The sequence below is a fragment of the Salinicola sp. V024 genome (assembly GCF_052645315.1).
In genome coordinates, this window is the sequence record NZ_JBQXYB010000009.1 from 97,212 (window position 1) to 115,769 (window position 18,558).

14 protein-coding genes are annotated in these 18,558 nt (G+C 61.7%); 10 read left to right on the forward strand and 4 right to left on the reverse strand.

Annotation, left to right across the window (positions count from 1 at the left end):
* The first annotated feature begins 128 nt into the window (after positions 1-128).
* The 4 genes from gap (at position 129) to ACUN9V_RS14035 (ending at position 4,157) form a co-directional block, all read left to right on the forward strand.
* Positions 129-1,130, forward strand: a complete 1,002-nt coding sequence (gene gap / locus ACUN9V_RS14020) for a type I glyceraldehyde-3-phosphate dehydrogenase (protein ID WP_445511833.1) — start codon at positions 129-131, stop codon at positions 1,128-1,130.
* Between the two features lie 457 nt (positions 1,131-1,587).
* Positions 1,588-1,911: a hypothetical protein gene (locus ACUN9V_RS14025; RefSeq protein WP_445511834.1), complete on the forward strand. Its 324-nt coding sequence runs from the start codon at positions 1,588-1,590 to the stop codon at positions 1,909-1,911.
* A 63-nt stretch (positions 1,912-1,974) separates the two neighbouring features.
* On the forward strand, positions 1,975-3,279 hold the full coding sequence (locus ACUN9V_RS14030) for a sensor domain-containing diguanylate cyclase (RefSeq protein ID WP_445511835.1): 1,305 nt from the start codon (positions 1,975-1,977) through the stop codon (positions 3,277-3,279).
* Positions 3,280-3,353: 74 nt separating this feature from the next.
* Entirely contained in the window at positions 3,354-4,157 is an 804-nt protein-coding gene (locus tag ACUN9V_RS14035) for a dienelactone hydrolase family protein (protein ID WP_075563037.1), read from the forward strand.
* Between the two features lie 111 nt (positions 4,158-4,268).
* Here the strand turns inward: ACUN9V_RS14035 and pncB are convergent, their stop codons facing one another.
* A complete protein-coding gene (gene pncB / locus ACUN9V_RS14040) occupies positions 4,269-5,444 on the reverse strand; it encodes a nicotinate phosphoribosyltransferase (RefSeq protein ID WP_445511836.1) in 1,176 nt (391 codons plus the stop codon).
* Positions 5,445-5,568: 124 nt separating this feature from the next.
* Entirely contained in the window at positions 5,569-5,868 is a 300-nt protein-coding gene (locus tag ACUN9V_RS14045) for a DUF4190 domain-containing protein (RefSeq protein WP_246837743.1), read from the reverse strand.
* Between the two features lie 223 nt (positions 5,869-6,091).
* Here ACUN9V_RS14045 and ACUN9V_RS14050 point away from each other — a divergent pair, with 223 nt between their 5' ends.
* From ACUN9V_RS14050 to ACUN9V_RS14060, 3 genes are all read left to right on the forward strand, one after another.
* Positions 6,092-7,264, forward strand: a complete 1,173-nt coding sequence (locus ACUN9V_RS14050; protein WP_445511837.1) for a GNAT family N-acetyltransferase — start codon at positions 6,092-6,094, stop codon at positions 7,262-7,264.
* A 97-nt stretch (positions 7,265-7,361) separates the two neighbouring features.
* Complete coding sequence (locus ACUN9V_RS14055) at positions 7,362-9,230, forward strand: monovalent cation:proton antiporter-2 (CPA2) family protein (RefSeq protein WP_445511838.1); 1,869 nt, start codon at positions 7,362-7,364, stop codon at positions 9,228-9,230.
* On the forward strand, positions 9,193-10,035 hold the full coding sequence (locus tag ACUN9V_RS14060; protein WP_445511839.1) for a fructosamine kinase family protein: 843 nt from the start codon (positions 9,193-9,195) through the stop codon (positions 10,033-10,035). The genes ACUN9V_RS14055 and ACUN9V_RS14060 overlap by 38 nt, the downstream gene beginning before the upstream one ends.
* Positions 10,036-10,048: 13 nt before the next feature.
* On the opposite strand, the gene ACUN9V_RS14065 is transcribed toward ACUN9V_RS14060, so the two are convergent.
* Together ACUN9V_RS14065 and ACUN9V_RS14070 are read right to left on the reverse strand one after the other, a co-directional pair.
* Positions 10,049-11,014: an SMP-30/gluconolactonase/LRE family protein gene (locus ACUN9V_RS14065; RefSeq protein WP_445511840.1), complete on the reverse strand. Its 966-nt coding sequence runs from the start codon at positions 11,012-11,014 to the stop codon at positions 10,049-10,051.
* A 199-nt stretch (positions 11,015-11,213) separates the two neighbouring features.
* Positions 11,214-11,873, reverse strand: a complete 660-nt coding sequence (locus tag ACUN9V_RS14070) for a TetR family transcriptional regulator (protein WP_445511841.1) — start codon at positions 11,871-11,873, stop codon at positions 11,214-11,216.
* A 176-nt stretch (positions 11,874-12,049) separates the two neighbouring features.
* Here ACUN9V_RS14070 and ACUN9V_RS14075 point away from each other — a divergent pair, with 176 nt between their 5' ends.
* The 3 genes from ACUN9V_RS14075 (at position 12,050) to glgA (ending at position 18,517) form a co-directional block, all read left to right on the forward strand.
* Entirely contained in the window at positions 12,050-13,339 is a 1,290-nt protein-coding gene (locus ACUN9V_RS14075; RefSeq protein WP_445511842.1) for an efflux RND transporter periplasmic adaptor subunit, read from the forward strand.
* The gene (locus tag ACUN9V_RS14080) at positions 13,339-16,536 is read left to right on the forward strand and encodes an efflux RND transporter permease subunit (protein WP_445511843.1); all 3,198 of its coding nucleotides are present in this window, start codon (positions 13,339-13,341) and stop codon (positions 16,534-16,536) included. Before ACUN9V_RS14075 ends, ACUN9V_RS14080 begins: the two co-directional genes overlap by 1 nt.
* A gap of 487 nt (positions 16,537-17,023) precedes the next feature.
* Positions 17,024-18,517, forward strand: coding sequence for a glycogen synthase GlgA (gene glgA / locus ACUN9V_RS14085; protein ID WP_445511844.1), 1,494 nt, complete (start codon positions 17,024-17,026; stop codon positions 18,515-18,517).
* The last annotated feature ends 41 nt before the right edge of the window (positions 18,518-18,558 follow it).

Below are 18,558 nucleotides of genomic sequence, written 5' to 3' on the forward strand. Positions count from 1 at the left end.
CTTCACGGTGATCGAGCCTGCCGCTCGGTCCGGCGTCGCCCAAGCGCTTTTCAATGCAGGCTGTAATGAGGGCGTGGCCATGCCACACAGCTGAACGTTTGAATTAAGTCACCAAAGAGGAGATCACCATGACATTGCGTGTCGCCATCAATGGATTCGGCCGCATCGGCCGTAATGTGCTTCGTGCCATGTACGAGAACGGCTATCGTGACCGGATCGAAGTCGTCGCCATCAACGATCTGGGTGACCCCGCGCTCAACGCCCATCTGCTACGTCACGACAGCGTTCACGGGCATTTCGGATTCGAGGTCACGCACGACAGCGATACTCTGAGCGTAGACGGGGATAGCATTCGCATCCTCTCCGAGCGCGACCCGGCGCAGTTGCCCTGGAAGACGCTGAACGTCGATCTGGTAATGGAATGCACGGGGCTGTTCACCAAGCGTGACGCCGCAGCCAAGCACATCGAGGCCGGCGCCGAGCGTGTGCTGATTTCCGCGCCCAGCGGTGACGCCGATGCCATGGTGGTATTCGGGGTCAATGAGCATGTGCTCAAGCCCGAGCATCGCGTCGTCTCCAACGCTTCCTGCACTACCAACTGTCTGGCGCCGGTGGCACAGGCGCTGCAGGAAGGGGTCGGCATCGAGAGCGGTCTGATGACCACGGTGCATGCCTACACCAACGATCAGAACCTCTCGGACGTGTATCACAAGGATCCGTACCGCGCGCGCAGCGCGACCCAGTCGATGATCCCGACTCAGACTGGCGCCGCCGCGGCCGTGGGTGTCGTGCTGCCGGAGCTTAACGGCAAGCTCGATGGCCTGGCGGTTCGTGTGCCGGTGATCAACGTGTCGCTGGTGGATCTGACCTTCACCGCCGGTCGCGATACCAGCAAGGAAGAGATCAACCAGATCGTCGAGAAGGCGGCTGCCAAGTCGGCGGTGCTGGCGGTGAACTCGCAGCCACTGGTCTCGATCGATTTCAACCATGATGCCAACTCGTCGACCTTTGACACCAACCACACGCGCGTCAACGGGCGTCTGGTCAAGGTCATGGCCTGGTATGACAACGAGTGGGGCTTCTCCAACCGCATGTTGGATACCGCACTGGCGATGCAGGCTGCCAGCTGATTTCGGACGGATCCGGGATCTGAACGCGTCGGGCGACAGCATGGCTGTCGCCCGATGTCGTTTTCCGTGCGAGCATGGCGCAGTCCGTGCTCCGTGACCTTTTCCTCTGCTGTGTCATCCCTTCTGCCATTTTATCTCTCTTTCACGCAGTCTTTCTGCTGCGAGCGCTTCGCCTGCTGCCCGCGATTGTGCGGTTTGACCTGAGCCTGTGGCCCGGTTCGTCGAATCCCGAAATCGTGTCCCTTAGCGCCGAAGTCATGCCTGATTTGCGCTCAAGTCGTTCGATCAGGTGTCGATAGAGCGTGTAAGCTGGGCAAATGTGCTTGCGGGCTTGGACTTGCCGGGCCGACCCTCTAATGTAGCGCTGAACGAATGTCATTTTTATTCACGCGTATTTTTATCTACGCATCGTTTCATCCACGCATCGTTTCATTTACGCATAGAGGTCGGCGGCGTCATGCAGGACAACATCATCAATGCGCATCGTTTGATCGGCGAGACTATCCACGAACCCGAAACAGAGCGCCGCGGCCGAATCGTCGGTGTCGATCAGTCGCGTGCCGTGCCGGTGATTTTCGTGATCTGGCAGGAGCAGTCGGGCATACAGCGTTTCGAATTGACGCGCGACGAGCTGCGTCAACTGGCCGAGGCCTGTGGTCGTGCCTGTTCTACGGGCCACGATACCAAAGCCGAGCGCAAGAGCGACGACACGGGGGCATCGCTCGAAGATGCCACGTTCGTTTCGCCGGAACTGAATCAACGTCGTGTCGGTTCACGCTGACGCGATTTCGTTCTATCACCCAGCCGCGCGTCATAGTACTGCGGCTAGATGAGGCCGGAGTGCATGGGTCAACTGAACGCCTTCGTGCATGACGATGGCAGTTTGAGTGCGGAAGCGCAGCACTGGCTGCAATCGTTGCCGGGCACGGCCTATGTCACCGATTCGGCGTGGTGGCTGGGCGAGCTCCACTTCCTCGCCGATTCCATCAGCACATTGGGTCAGCGCCAGGCGGCGGATTACTGGTCTCAGCCCGACCGATGGCTGGCCCAGATTCCCGAGCCCGAGCGTTGGCCGTTACTCGAACAGCTGCAGCAGGCACTGGCGCGCGGCGATCATGCGGCGCGGCTCTCCTACGTGGTGGAAAGGCAGGATGGCTCGCAGTGCGAGGTCGACGACAGCCTCAGCATCCTGCGCAATGCCGACGGCGCGGTGGTCGCGCTGGTGGGTTTCCTGTTGCCGCAAAAGATCGAACCCGTCGCGAGCGAAAGTCTGTCCCTCCAGGCACTGCTCGATTACAGCGACGACGTGATCATGGCGCTCGACGAGGATCTCAACTGCTGCGACGTGGCGGGCAATACCCAGGGCATGCTCGGCATCGCCGTGGCATCGCTGCGCTCGAGTTCACTGTTCGGCCTGATGGCCCCCGAGGATGGCTCGCGGGTTCGGCGGTTACTGGCGGAGGGCGCGGCCGAGGCGACCTCGAAGATGCTGGAGCTGAGGTTGAGGCACCGGGATCGCGGGTACCGCTGGTTTGAGATCCATTTCTCGCCGTGTCCGTTACCCGCGGCGCTGACATTGACGTCTTCGGAGATGCCGGGTTGGATCGCCGTCGCGCGGGACATCACCCAGCGCCGGCAACAGTCGCTGCAGTGGGATGCGTACACTGCCACGGATGAATTGACGTCGGCCCTCAATCGAGAGCCTTTCATGGGCCTGTTGAGCCATGCGTTCTCGAGCGGCGATGCCACCGCCCGGTTCACGCTGATCGTCTTCGACGTCGATCATTTTGGCGATATCAACGCCGCCTGGGGACGCGAAGGCGGTGATCTCGTGCTTTCGTGCATCGGCGAGATGTGTCGGGCGACGCTGAAGGAGCGTTTCAGTTTCGGAAGGCTGGAAGACGATACCTTCGCGCTGCTGCTGAGCGGCAAGTCGCTGCAGGAGAGCGCTGCCATCGCGGAGCGGCTACGCGGGCGGTTCGCCTCGACCCGAGTGGAGTTTCATGGTCATTGGCTGGCTTTCTCGGTTAGTCTTGGGGTCGCCGAACGCCGTGCGGATGAGTCCGCGCAAGCCCTGCTGGCGCGCGCCGAGGCGGGTGTCAAAGCCGCCAAGCGCAACGGAAGAGACCGTGTACAGCAGGCGCCATGAAGAAAAAAGCGACCAATCCTCGCGCCAGGCCAATCGAAAGCCTTGGCCAAGCCAGTCGAACAAGGAGAACGACGATGGGAAGACTACTGCTGGCCTCGCTGCTTAGCCTGATAAGCGTATCGGCGTGGGCCGATGAGGTCGAGGGGCCCCACGTCCAGGGACAGACCTTCGAATACTCCACCGGCGGTCAGACCTACCAGGGTTACCTTGCCTACAACGCCAGCGACGATCAGCCCCGCCCGGGCGTGCTGCTGGTGCATGAGTGGTGGGGTCTCAACGATTACATGAAGCACAAGGCCGACCAGTTGGCCGCGCTGGGGTTCGTCGCCCTGGCGGTCGACATGTACGGCGATGGCAAGGTGGCCCAGCATCCCGCCGATGCCAAGGCGTTCTCCAGTCAGGTCATGCAGGACTGGCCGTCTGCGCGGGCGCGGCTGGAAGCGGCGATGTCGGCACTGCGAAAGCACCCCGCGGTGCGTGAGGATCGCATGGCAGCGATCGGTTACTGTTTCGGCGGTGGCGTGGTGATGAACATGGCGCTGGCCGGCATGCCCCTGGATGCGGTGATCAGCTTCCACGGCAGCCCGACCCAGGTGGTTTCCAGCCCGCAACCTTTCGATGGGGTGGTGCGGATCTACAACGGCCAGGACGATACGCTGGTCGACCCCGATGCGCTCGATAGCATGGCATCGGCGCTGACCCAGGACGGCGCCGATGTACGCGTGGTCCAGTATCCCGGCGCCAAGCATGCCTTCACCAATCCTGATGCTGACAAGCTCGCCAAGGAGGACGATCTGCCGCTGGGCTACAATGCCGCCGCGGATGCCGCCTCCTGGCAGGCCGCGCTGCTGACGCTGGACGAGGCGCTGAATCAGTAGACTGGCGAGCGAGCTACGAGCTACGAGCTACGAGCTACGAGTACGGCAGAAGAAGAGAGAAAGCCACGAACGATCGGGTTCGTGGCTTTTTCGTGGGGTCTTGGTCGGTGTCTAGTCGTGGGGGCGGCTCAGGGCCAGTACGCGTTTAGCCAGGGCGATCATCTCCGGGTCGCCGGTGTGCTTGTCCGGCACATCGGACAGCTTGATCACGGGCAGCCAGTGCTGGCCTTCCGGCCTGGCTTCGACCATCTTGACGACCATGTTCATCGGCTCGACACCAACATCGTTGGTGAAATTGGTGCCGATGCCGAAGGCCATGCCGATACGGTCATGGCAGAACGCCTGGATTCGCTCGACCTTTTCCGGGGTCAGCGCGTCGGAGAAGATGATCGTCTTGCTCCGCGGATCGATTCCCAGCTTCTCGTAGTGAGCAATGGTCGAAGCCGCGAAGTCGATCGGATCGGCGCTGTCGTGGCGCACGCCATCGAAGAGCTTGGCGAATTTCTTGTCGAAACTTTCGAAGAAGGCCTGGGTGGTGAAGGTGTCGGTCAAGGCGATGCCGAGATCACCGCGATAGACGTCGACCCAGTGTTCCAGCGCCAGACTGTTGGCCATCTTGAAGCCGAAACGTGCGCCGTGGAACATGAACCACTCGTGAGCGTGGGTGCCGATGGGTTTGACCCCGTGGCGCATCGCCAGCAGCATATTGCTGCTGCCGCTGAACGCCTCGCTTCCGTGACGGCGCAGCGCACCGACCACGCGGTCATGAACCTCGAAGGAAAACCGGCGTCGCGTGCCGAATTCGGCGATCTTCAGCCCCATCCGCTGGTATTGCTCGATCTTGTCACGGGTGCGCGCCTCGACCGTTGCGTCGTCGTCACGCTCCACGCCGCGCAGGCGATACCAGAGTTCACTGATCAACGCCATCAGCGGGACTTCCCAAAGGATGGTGCGATACCACAGCCCGTCGATGGTCACCGACAGCTCGCTGCCCGTCTGCTCGATGATGACCTCGGCCGGGTTGTAGCGAAAGCCGGCCAGGAAATCGAGGTAGGTCGGATCGAGGTAAGGACAGGTGACTTCCAGATACTGCTTCTCGGCTTCGGTCAGGACCAGGTCGACCATCGCGTCCACTTCATGCCGTAGCGCCTCGCCGAAGCCTGCGGGAAAGGCATGATCGCCGCGGTTGATGAAGGCGTAGCGCGCCTGTGCGTAAGGGAAGCGCTTGATCACGGCGTTCTGCATCGTGATCTTGTAGAAATCGTTGTCGAGAAGCGAAGTCAGCATGAAAATCCATCATCAGCGTTAGCAAAGGGCGCGATCGGCAGCCCGGCAAGCGTTCTTTCATGGGTACGGGTTGGGCCATCGCTATGGCTTTCGTTCATCGGTACGGCTTTCGTCCCTCGGTCCGCTAAAGGAAGGCCATGACACCGAACATCGCCGCGACGAAACCCCCGAACAATAAAAGACCGGCCAGCGATAGCAAGATCAGCAAATAGCCTAATATCAGACCGGCGAGAGCCCAGCTGTCTCCCGACTCCTGTTTCCGGCGAATCTGCCGTCGAGCCAGGTGCCCGCAGACGACGCCACCAAGTGCCGCCGGCGGCACCAGCGTCCCCAGCACGCTCAGCGCGAAGGCAACCAGCGCCATGATGTTGGTCGGCGCCGGCGGTGGCTTAGGCTGGCCGGAAGGGGCAGAGGCGAATGTCATCGGGCTAAGCGTCTCGCAATCTTGGATTGTCGACCTGGGATTATCGGTCCTGGGCTATGGACTATGGACTATGGACTATGGACTATGGACCGTGACCATGGACAGAGTATCGCACGCTTGCCCGCGGCTCTCGAAGTTTTCGGCCCAGGATGTTATCCACATTGTCACCGCTTTGATCTGACGACCTAGAGCACAGGCCGGCAGCGGAAAACAGGAGAGCAACATGGTGTTGCGGGTCGAGAATATCGGCAGTCTTGCCAACACGAGTGCGGCGCGCTGGAACGGTGTCGTCGGCGATCGCTATCCTTTCCTGCGCTACGAGTTTCTGGCGGCTCTGGAAGCGTGTGGCTGCGCCGATACGGCCACCGGCTGGGAGCCGGATCATCTGATGGTTTTCGACGGTGACCGAGCGGTGGCAATACTGCCACGCTACGCCAAATACCACTCCCGCGGCGAGTACGTTTTCGACTGGGCCTGGGCCGACGCCTGGGAGCGAGCCGGCGGCGACTACTACCCCAAATCGTTGTCGGCGATACCGTTCACGCCGGCGATGGGGCCGCGGCTGGCGATCGCCGAGGACGTCGATCGGCATGCGGTCATCGCGGCGCTGGGGTCGGCGATTCGTGAGTCCGGGCTCCAGAGCTGGCATCTGCTGTTTGCCGACAGCGATGAGGTCGACGACTGGCAGGCCGCTTTCGACGCGCCGCTGATGGAGCGACAGGCGGTGCAGTTTGCCTGGCAAGACGATGACTTCGGCGACTTCGAGGGGTTTCTGGCCCGGATGAGTTCGCGCAAGCGTAAGGAGATCCGGCGCGAGCGTCGCAAGCTTGCCGAGCAGGGGTTCGTCTTCGATCGGCTCACCGGTCCCCGGATCGACGACGACGCGCTGGCCCAGTTCTATCGCTGCTACTGCATGACCTATCTGGAGCGCGGACAGCGGCCCTATCTCAGTCTGGAATTCTTCACCCGTCTACGCGACGGTATGGCCGATGCTCTGGTGCTGGTTCGTGCCAGCGTTGGCGAGCGGGCGGTGGCGGCGGCGCTGTGCTTTGAAGGGCGAGGTCTCGAGGGGCGGAGTCCCGATGGAAATGGGACGCTCTATGGCCGCTACTGGGGCAGCGAGGTCGAGGCCGATTTTTTGCATTTCGAGACCTGTTACTATCAAGGCATCGAGCACTGCCTCGAGCAAGGTCTGACTCGATTCGATCCCGGCACTCAGGGGGAACACAAGCTCACGCGCGGTTTCGCGCCGGTCATCAGTCGCTCGCTGCATTATCTCGATCATCCGGGGTTTCGGGATGCCGTCGAGGATTTCTGTCGCGAGGAGCGGGCCTATGTTCATGCCTATTTCGAGCAGTGCCAGTCTCGCCTGCCGTTCAAGGAGCCAGCGTCCTGAATCGGGAAGCGCTCGGCACGAGCCGGCCTGGTGAGTGATATGCTGAACTGTGGTCAAACTGGGCGGTGGAACTTGCCGCGACGAGGATAGATATCCCATGGGCTTTCTCACTGAAGCCGCTGTGCTGCTGGGCGCGGCGATCATCGCAGTTCCCCTGTTTCAACGTTTGGGTCTGGGATCGATTCTGGGCTATCTCTGTATCGGCTTGCTGGCGGGCCCCTCGATAAGCGGCTTCGTGTCCGAACCGGAAACCGTTCTGCATTTTTCCGAATTCGGCGTGGTCATGCTGCTGTTCATCATCGGGCTGGAACTCGAGCCACGGCGGCTATGGTCGATGCGCAAGCGCCTGCTGGGGCTGGGAACACTGCAGATGGCAGGCTGTGCGGCACTGCTGATGCCGATCGGATTGTTGCTGGGTCTGCCGCCGAGTATCGCCATTTTCCTGGGGCTGACCCTGGCTCTGTCGTCGACCGCCTTCGCGCTTCAGGTGCTCAACGAACGTCGCCAGCTGGCTACGCCGCACGGCCAGAGCGCCTTCGCCATGCTGCTGTTCCAGGATCTGGCGGTGATACCGCTGCTGGCGCTGCTGCCATTTCTGGCCGGGCGCGCCGATGCCGGTCCGGACGACGGCTGGGTCATCGCGCGCAGTATCGGGGTGGTCATCGCCGCCATCGCCTTCGGGCGCCTGGTGTTTCCCCGCGTGCTGTCGCTGATCGCGCGCAGCGACGTTCACGAGATTTTTACCGCCGCCGCACTGTTCCTGGTGCTGGCAATGGCGCTGGTGATGCAGTGGGCGGGGCTGTCGATGGCGCTCGGCGCTTTTCTGGGCGGCGTCATGCTGGCCGATACCCCATATCGCCACGAGCTCGAGGCCAATATCGAGCCGTTCAAGGGCTTGCTGCTGGGGCTCTTCTTCATCGCTGTCGGCATGTCGGTCAATCTGACGCTGGTACTGGACAACGTGCTGCTGGTGGTAGGGCTGGCCGTAGCGATGACGCTGGCCAAGACCGCGGTGCTGGCGATTATCGGGCTGCTGACGCGGCTGCCGCGCCCGGAAATCCCCCGGCTGGCGACGATCATCGCCCAGGGCGGAGAGTTCGACTTCGTGCTGCTGACCGCCGCGGTGGCCGCCGGGGTCATCGATCAGCGCATTGCCAGTCTGTGTATCGCGGCGGTCACGTTGAGCATGGCGGCCACGCCTTTTCTGTATCGACTGGGGGAAAAGCTGGGTAATCGGCTCAAGGAGAGCCGCCCCTACGACACCGACTTCGGCGACGACACGCCGCCCGTGATCATTGCGGGGCTTGGCCGTTTTGGTCAGATGGTCGGGCGGATGCTCAAGATGCAGGAGATCAATTTCACCGCGCTGGACCCCAATATCACTCAGGTCGAGTTCATTCGCCGCTTCGGCTCGCGCATTTTCTACGCCGATGCGACCCGGCTGGATCTACTGCGCGCGGCCGGCATCGACAAGGCGCGTCTGCTGGTCATCGCGGTGGATAGCGAAAGTGCCGCGCTGACCATCGCACGGCTGGCGAAGACCCACTTTCCGCATCTCACGGTCTATGCGCGAGCGCGTAACCGTCATCACGCCTGGCAACTGATGGAGATCGGGGTCGATAGCGTGGTGCGCGAGACATTCGCCTCGAGCATGGAGATGAGCGTCGAAGTGCTCAAGGGGCTGGGCTACCCCAGTGCCAATGCGATCAATGCGGTGCGCACGTTCCGCGATTTCGACAATCAACTGCTCAAGGACACTTACGCCCATCGCAATGATACCGAGCAGCTGATGGCGACCGAACAGGCGGCCATGGCCGAACTGCAGTCGCTGTTTCAGCAGGCGCTCAACCGAGGCCGTGGCAGGGAGAGTCCTCGTGACGAACCCGCTGCTGCCAACGATGGCGACGACGCGAACAAGGAAACCCATCATGACGCAGACGCTGAAACGACGACTCGCGGCGCTTGATATGCCGACGGACGGCGGTCTGACGCCGCTCTCCGGCGGTGACAGCGGCGCGGGGCTTTGGCGAATCGAGGGCGAGACGCCGCATATCGTCAAGCGGGATTCGCCAGAGCGCGTGGCCGGTGAGGCGGACGGTTTGCGGGCGCTGCAGTCGGCCTGTCGTCTGCTGATCGTGCCCGCGGTGCTGGCGCAGGATGATGACCTGCTGGTCATGCAGGCGCTGGACGACACGGGGAAGCGCGACGGGGCCGCGCTGGGTGAAGGGCTCCGTCAGATGCACCAGGATTCCCGGGATACCGAGGCAGGCCATGGCTGGCCACGGGACAACGCCTGCGGGCTGACGCCCCAGCCCAATGCACCGCTGCAGGATGGTCGGGCTTTCCAGCGTGAACGCCGGCTGTTGCCATTGGTGACGCTCTGTCGCGAGCAGGGGGCGCTGGACGCCCAGCTGGCTGCCCGTATCGAGCGCCTCGCCGAATCGCTGGAAGGCTGGTTGCCCGATACGCAGCCCTGTCTGGTCCACGGTGATCTGTGGTCGGGCAATGTGCTGTTCACGCCCACTGGGCCGGCAATCATCGATCCGGCGGTCTATCGGCACTACCCTGAAGTGGATATCGCCATGCTGACGCTGTTCGGCGGGCCGGGCGACGCCTTCTTCGAGGCCTACTGGAATGGAGGGCGCCCCGCGGATTGGGAACGGCGCGAGGCACTGTTCCAGCTCTATCCGTTGCTCAATCATCTCTATCTGTTTGGCCGGGGCTATCTCGGTGGCGTCAGGCGTGCAACGGAGCGCGTATTGTCCAGCTAAAAAAGAGCGGCACTCAGATCGACCTCGCTGCACGAATGTCGGAAGGGGAAACCGCTTCGCCAATGACATGGTGGCCTCGGGTATTGAGCGCCAGCGCATAGAGCGAAGTGGTGGCACAGATGTAAAGGCGGTTGCGGCTGATACCGCCAAAGCAGACGTTGGCCACGGTTTCCGGGATCAGGATCCGCCCGAGGCGGCTTCCATCCGAGGCATAGCAGTGAACGCCGTCCCCGGCGCTCGTCCAGAGGTTGCCGGCGACATCCAGACGGAAGCCATCGAAGAGCCCGTTGTCGGAGACGGCGAAGACTTCGCCGTCCTCGAGGCGGTGATCGGCCGTGACCGAGAAGCGCCTGATATGTCGCGGGCCGCCTTCCCGATGCGTGGCGCCGGTGTCCGAGACGTAGAGCCAGGCTTCATCGGGAGAAAACGCCAAGCCGTTGGGTCTTTCCATGTCGTCGACAACGCGATGAAGCTGACCGTCGACAGTCAGGCAATAGACATGGCAGCCTATTTCCGATGCTCTCAGACCGCCCTCATAGTCGCTATCGATACCGTAGCTGGGGTCCGTGAACCAGATCGAGCCGTCCGATCTGACGGTGACATCGTTGGGGGAATTGAGTCGGCTGCCCTCGTAGGTATCGGCCAGCGTATTGATATGGCCGTTGTGTTCGGTACGGGTGACGCTACGGCTACCGTGCTCGCAGGTAACGAGACGGCCTTCCCGGTCCAGTGTCTGGCCGTTGCTGAAAGCGGAAGATTGACGAAAGATGGAAACATGACCGTCATTCTCGTCGTAGCGCATGATGCGGTCGTTGGGAATGTCCGACCACAGCAGATAGCGCCCGGCAGCGAAATAGGCTGGCCCCTCGCACCAGCGGCCTCCTCGCCAGAGAGAGTCGAGCTGGCCGTTGGGCAGCACCAGGGAAGAGAAACGTTCGTCCTCGATAACGAGCCAGTCGGGGTGGGGCATGATAGGCATTTTTCTCTTGGTCTTGGGAAAAGCTCTTGTCTTGGGAAAGCTCTTGTCTTGGAAAAGTTCTTATCTTGAAAAAAGCTCTTGTCTTGAAAAGCTGCGATCTCGAAAAACGCCCAGTGTCGAGTGTCAAGACAATCGTGTCTTTGCGACGATAGGAGGAGGCCGGACGCCGATCATGGCATGTGGGTCCGGCCTGGCCGTGTCATTTCGTTCGCGCGGCAGGCTTGCCGGATGAAGACGACGTCGCCGAGGGAAGAGAAATGCGTTCGAAGAAGGTGTCGAGCATGCGCGGGCCGACATCGCCGATATCATAGCGCTCAGGATCACGCAGCCAGTCATGCAGGAGGCCCAGAATCATCGACATCAGCATGCGAGAGGCAATTTCCGGTTCGACGTTATCGATCAGGGTTCCGGTATCACGCGCTTCTTCGAAGCGTTCGACCATCGTTTCATAGCAGTCGCACGCCAGTTGATCCTGCAGCGCGAGAATATCGACATCGCTGGCGGACTCGCTGCAGTGCAGCAAAATGGTGTGCACGCGGCGCGAGCGCGGACGTTGCGATCGTTCAAGCGCGTGAAGCGTGGCAAGTCTCAGGCTTTCCAGGGCCGTGTTGGGCTGGTCGGGCTCCTCGACATCATCGAGTAATTGGCGCAGTGGCATCTTGACGCGGTCCAGCATGGCGTGGAACAGATCGAACTTGTTCTTGAAATGCCAGTAAACGGCGCCTCGTGTCATCCCAGCCTGGCGCGCGATCTGCTCGAGCGAAGTGCGCGATACACCGCGCTCGAGGAAGATGACCTCGGCAGCGTCGAGCAGCGCTTCGCGGGTAGCCTCGGCTTCGGCTTTGGTACGTTTGGGCATGATGTTGTCGTCGACAGATGAGTGGAGTGCGAGACGTTGGGCCGGCATTTCTTATGATGTGGTTCAAGCTGCCGTTGGCGAAGCATACCAATTCTCCTGCAAGTTTACATTCATGTATGTATGCCTGTAAGCTCGCTGGATTACCCTAGGCATTCTTTCTTCCAGGACGGAGACTCATGCGCCCTAATCTCATGAATTGCACCCTCGGCTTCGGTGGGGCGTTGTTGCTGTCATTGGCCTTGGTCGGCTGTGGCGGCGATGATCAGCAAAGTGCTCAGCAAGGTGGAAACCAGCAGCAGAAACCGCCCACCAAGGCCGAGGTCATGGAGGTCGAGGCGCATGATGTCTCGCTTTCCAAGGAATACCCGGCCCAGATTCGCAGTAATCGTGAGGTGACCGTGATGGGCCGTGTCGAAGGCATCCTCGAGGCGCGTCACTACCGCGAAGGCAGCATGGTCGAGAAGGGCGACGAGCTCTTCACCATCGAGCAGGCGCCTTATGAAGCGACCGTCAAGCAGCGCCAGGCGGACGTGCAGAGCGCCAAGGCGGAAGTCTATCGTGCCCAGCGTGATGCCGAACGCTATCAGCGCCTGTACAACCAGAACTCCATAAGCCAGCAGCAGCGTGATCAGGCCCAGGCCGACCTGCGCACGGCCCAGGCGGCCCAGGCCCAGGCCCAGGCGGCGCTGGACAGTGCCCAGATCGATCTCAGCTATACCGAGGTCAATGCGCCGGTCAGCGGCATGATCAGTCTCAGCGAGGTCAACGTCGGCAATCTGGTACAACCGCCCCAGGAGCTGGCGACCATCACGCCGCTGAATCCGATCGAGGTGCGCTTCTCTCTGCCAGCCGATGACGCCTTCTCGCTGCGCCAGCAGCGTCAGAAGGAAGACGAAGGCGTGGCGGATACCGCGATTCTGACCGCGCCCGGTACAGAAAGCGCTTCCCGCGATGCGCTCCAGCTCCGGGGCAAACTGGACTTTCTGGGTTCGCGAGTGGATGAATCCACCAGCACGGTACAGGCCGAAGCCGCATTTCAGAATGAGGATCAGCTCTTCCTGCCGGGCCAGTTCGTGCGCGTGACGCTGCCTAACGTGATGCGTTACGACGTCTATGCCGTGCCGTCGATCGCCGTGACCGAAGGGCTCAAGGGGCCGCAGGTTTTCGTGCTCGATGACGAAGGCAAGACCGAGACGCGATTCGTGTCGCTGGGCGAGATCGCCGGTGACTGGCAGATCATCACCGAGGGGCTGAACCCCGGAGACCGAGTCGTCGTGTCGGGAATCGGCAGTATTTCCCCCGGCGATCAGATCGATGCGCAGCCGTTCACTGGCAAGGTGCCCAAGCCGCAGAACAACGCTGGTGAAAACCCCTCCCAGGAGCCCGACGCACAAGGTGGCGAAGGCGTCGCGGGCGCCCAGCGTGATGCGCAAAAGGCGAACGGCGGACAGAACGGAGCCAACTGATGAATTTTTCCAGCGTTTTCATCAGGCGGCCTATATTCGCGACCGTCGTCTCGGTCATCATTACACTGATCGGCTTGATGGCGATGCGTACGCTGCCCATCGAGCAGTATCCTTCGGTCGTGCCGCCGACGATCAGCGTTTCCGCGACCTATCCGGGAGCCAGTGCGCAGACGGTTTCCGATACGGTCGCCGCCGTGCTGGCGCAGGAGATCAACGGCACCGAGGACATGATCTATCTGACCTCGAGCAGTTCCGATAGCGGTCAGATGTCGATGAGCGTCTATTTCAACATCGGCACCGATCCTCAGACGGCACAGATCAACGTCAACAACCGCGTGCAACAGGCGCTGTCCCAGTTGCCGAGCGAAGTGCAGTCCCAGGGGGTCACGGTCGAGCAACGCTCGTCGAGCGTGCTGCTGTTCGTCGCGGTGACTGCGGAAGGGGGCAGCGATGCCTACGATTCGCTCTACCTGACCAACTACGCCAACATCAACATCACCGATACGCTCAAGCAATTGCCGGGTGTCGGGCAGGCGGAAGTGCTGGGCAGCCAGGAATTCGCCATGCGCGTCTGGCTCAACCCGGACAAGCTGGCGCAGTACGACCTGACACCGGCAGAGGTATCGTCGGCGATTCAGGCCCAGAACTCGGTAGTTGCCGCAGGCAAGCTGGGTGCCGAACCACAGAGCAACCCCACGCCCTACACCTACACCATCACGACCGAGGGTCGTTACGAGAACGTCGATCAGTTCCGGGATATCGTGCTGCGCACCAACCCGGACGGCTCCTCGTTGCGCTTGAGCGATGTCGCGCGGATCGAACTGGGCAAGAACAGCTACGGCATTCAGGGGTACGTCAACAACAGCCCGATCGCGCCGATCGCCATCTATCTGCAGCCAGGCGCCAACGCGCTCGACGTGGCGGCCGAGGTGAAGGCGTCGATGGCGGATCTCAAGACCCGCTTCCCGCCGGGCCTGAGTTACGAGATTCCCTATGACACCACGCTGTTCATCGATGCTTCCATCGAATCGGTGGAACACACCTTCATCGAGGCGCTGCTGCTCGTCGCGGTGATCGTGTTCGTGTTCCTGCAGAGCTGGCGCTCGACGCTGGTGGCGATGTCGGTAGTGCCGATCTCGGTAGTAGGTACCTTTGCCGGCATGTACCTGCTCGATTTCTCGATCAACCTGCTTTCGCTTTTCGGCATGATCCTGGCGATCGGTATCGTCGTGGACGACGCGATCGTGGTCATAGAGAACGTCGAGCGCATCATGGAGGAAGACGAGGAGGCGACGCCATTCAGCGCCAGTCTCGAGGCGATGAAGGAAGTGTCTGGCGCGGTCATCGCCACCGCCTTCATCATGTCGGCGGTGTTTGTGCCGGTCGGCTTCATGAGCGGCCTGACGGGGCAGATGTACCAGCAGTTCGCGATCACCATCGCGATCTCGGTGGCCATCTCGGCGATCGTGGCGCTGTCGTTCACGCCGGCGATCAGTGCGATCTTCCTGAAGCATCAGGATCGCATGAAGCAGTCCGGATTCGTGCGTGTCATTCGCAAGCCGTTCGACTGGTTCAACAAGCTCTTCGACAAGATCACCGATTTCTTCATGGCGATCACCAACTTCATCATTCATCAGCTGTGGCTGGTGCTGGTCGGGTTGGCTGCCGCCGCGGTCGTCTCCTGGATGATCTTCGCCCAGTTGCCGGCGGCGCTGCTGCCCTCCGAAGATCAGGGGGTGGCCCTGGCCTCCGTCAGCCTGCCGGCAGGGTCCTCGGTGGCGCGGACCGACGCCTACGTGCAGGAGTTGAGTCAGCGACTTCGCGATGCCGTCCCGGGGATCAATTACGTGGTCGGGATACCCGGTTTCGACATCCTGTCGAGCTCGCCCAATACCTCCAAGGGTACGGTCTTCATCACCATGAAGCCGTGGGAAGATCGCGATATTTCCGTGGATCAACTGACACAGAAGATCATGCAGATCGGTGGTCAGATCCAGGGCGGGCAGACGGTCGCCTTCAACCTGCCGCCGATACAGGGCTTGTCTCCTACCGGTGGCTTTACCGGCTATCTGCAGGCTTTCGGCGGCGACACGTCGCAGCAGCTCGCGGAAGCCGCCGGCAAGGTAATGCAGGCAGCGGCCGAGCGGCCAGAGCTCTCCGGAGTGTTCTCGTCGCTCGACGTCAATGTGCCGGTCTACCGGGCCAAAGTGGACATCGAGAAGGCGCGTAGTCTCGGCGTGGATATCAGCGACCTGAATACGACGATGGCGAGCACGTTCGGTAGTTCTTTCGTCAACTACTTCACTCGCTCGAGCCGCAACTTCCAGGTCTATCTCCAGTCCGAAGACGATTTTCGTCGTAATCCCGAAGATCTGAGCAAGGTCTATGTACGCGGCGGTGACGGGCAGCGCGTTCCGCTCTCCGAGCTGGTCACGTTGACGCGAGGCAAGGCGCCGACGGTGCTGCAACGCTACAACACCTATCCGGCGGCGCAGTTCTCAGGTGGTCCGGCGCCAGGCTACAGTTCGGGTCAGGCCGTGGCGGCGATGCAGGAAGTGGTTGCCGATACCCTGGGTGTCAACTACTCGATGGGCTGGAGCGGTGAAGCCTACCAGCAGGTCAATGTGGGCACGGCGGCGACGCTGGCACTGTCGTTCGGCGTCATCATGATGTTCCTGATTCTGGCTGCGCAGTACGAAAGCTGGACCTTGCCGCTGGCGGTGGTTTCCGCCGTGCCGTTCGCCTTCGTCGGCGCTATCCTGGCGGTCTACCTGGCTGGCTTGAGCACCAGTGTCTACTTGCAGGTGGGCTTGCTGGTGGTGGTCGGCCTGGCGGCGAAGAACGCCATCCTGATCGTCGAGTTCGCCGAGCAGCAGCGTAAGCATGCGGGGCTATCGGTGGTCGATGCGGCCAAGGTGGCGGCACGCCAGCGTTTCCGTCCGATCGTGATGACCTCGCTGGCGTTCATCGGTGGTACCTTGCCGCTGGCGCTGGCGTCGGGTGCCAGCGCGGCGAGTCGTAATCAGATCGGCACGCCGGTGGTGGGCGGCATGATCTCGATCACGCTGCTGGCGACGATTTTCGTGCCGGCGACCTATGTGCTGATCATGAAGGTCACGCATGGGTTGCAGTCCAGACTGGGCAGGAACAAGTCCGGCAAGGATCGGCAGTCGCCGGAGTCGCGCGAAAGCCATTAACGGGTCCCGCAAGCGATACTGGAAATCCAGTCCTCGACAGGCAACCTCCCATGGAGGTTGCCTTTTTTTATGGTTGTTCATCCACTTCTCCCACTGCCGTTCAAACGGACTTTGACGCTTTCCAGGCAGTGGCATATATCTGTACCTAGTGACATCCTTGTGCGAGCAGTGCGTGGCTCGTTGGGCAGAGCGTCTACCGGAGCGCGCCTCGTGCTCGACTCATTTTTCATCCTTTATCCCCAGGAGAACCGTCATTACAGCCGTTGGCCCGTTTTATTAACGCCGGTTATCGTCGTTGAGTGGTATCGGAGCGCACGATGATGGGTCGACGCTGGTTGCTACCCACTGGTGGACCGAATGTTCAGGGAGGCTGAACATGACGCAGGCCGCAATTCATGGAAGGGAAAGGCAGACGGCTGCGAGAGCTGAGGGGAATTCCCGCTGGTCCGCGTCGATAACCGGTCAGGCCTCGAGAGCGCCTGGAGGTGTGTTGTCGCGACCGCTGCCCGCATCGCCGAGCCGGCATCGGCGTGTGCTGTTCGTGACGACCGAGATCGCCGATTTCATCAAGGCTGGCGGGTTGGGTGATGTCTCCGCCGCCTTGCCTCGTGCCCTGAAACCCAATTACGACGTACGCATTCTGATGCCAGGCTACCGGCAAGTGCTGACTGCCGGCCGGCCGATCGTGCATGTGGCCAGTCTGCCCGCCAGTCATGACTTGCCTGCCTGCGAGATTGGGCGTCTTCTCTGCGAGGATGGCCTGATTGTCTACGTCGTGCTCTGTCCGGAGCTCTACGACCGGGATGGTAACGCCTACGGTGACGAACTGGGGGTGGGCTGGCCCGACAACGATATCCGCTTTGCGCGGCTGGCGATGGCCGCGGCCGAGCTCGTCAACGATGTTGCCCTGCTCGACTGGCAGGTCGACCTGCTGCATCTCAACGATTGGGCCACCGGGCTGACAGCGGGATACGTGCGCTGGCTCGGCAAACGTTACGTGCCCTCGGTCTACACCATTCACAACCTCGCCTATCAGGGCGTTTTTCCCGTCGAGAGACTGCCCGCACTGGGCATTCCGGCGACGGCCTTCCATATTGATGGGGTCGAGTTTCACGGCCAGCTTTCGTTCATGAAGGCCGGGCTTTCCTACGCCTCCCACGTCACGACCGTCAGCGGCAACTATGCCGTCGAGATCACCACGCCGGCGCTGGGCTGTGGCCTCGAGGGACTGCTCAAGAAGCGCGCGCTGGAAGGGCGTCTCAGCGGGCTGCTCAACGGCATCGACGATCACTGGGATCCGCGTACCGATCCGCATCTGGCGCCCAATTTCGGCATCAACGATTGGCACGGCAAACGCGCCAATACCCAGCGTGTGCGTCGCATGTTCGGGCTCGCGCCCAGCGGCGGTCCGCTGTTTGCCGTGGTCTCGCGGCTGGTAGCGCAGAAAGGGCTCGATCTGACCATCGAGGTCACCGACGCCATCGTGCGGGCCGGCGGCCAGCTGGTCGTGATCGGCCAGGGTGAACATGCCATCGAGCAGTCGCTCGTCGAGATGGCAACGCGCTACCCGGGCCAGGTGGGCGTCAATATCGGTTTCGACGAGGGCGAGGCGCGTCAGATCTATGCCGGAAGCGACTTCCTGCTGATGCCATCGCGGTTCGAACCCTGCGGACTCAGCCAGCTCTACGCGCAGCGCTTTGGCTCGCTGCCGATCGCCCACCGAACCGGTGGGCTCGCGGATACGATTCAGGACGGCATCAACGGCTTGCTGTTCGATGATATGAGCGTGGAGAACTATCGTGCCACCGTGCTGCGGGCGTTCGATCTGTTTCGGGCAACCGATCTGTTCTACGCCATGCGCCGGGCGGCGATGGCGGGGCGGCTGCACTGGCGCCAGGCCGTAATTCCCTACCGCCAGCTTTACGCCGATCTGCTCTCGGAGGCGACCGTCCGATCCGACGACGTCGCGGCACGACGATGACGAGTTCCCGCCAAGGGCGCGCCAGTGCCGGAAGTACTGAA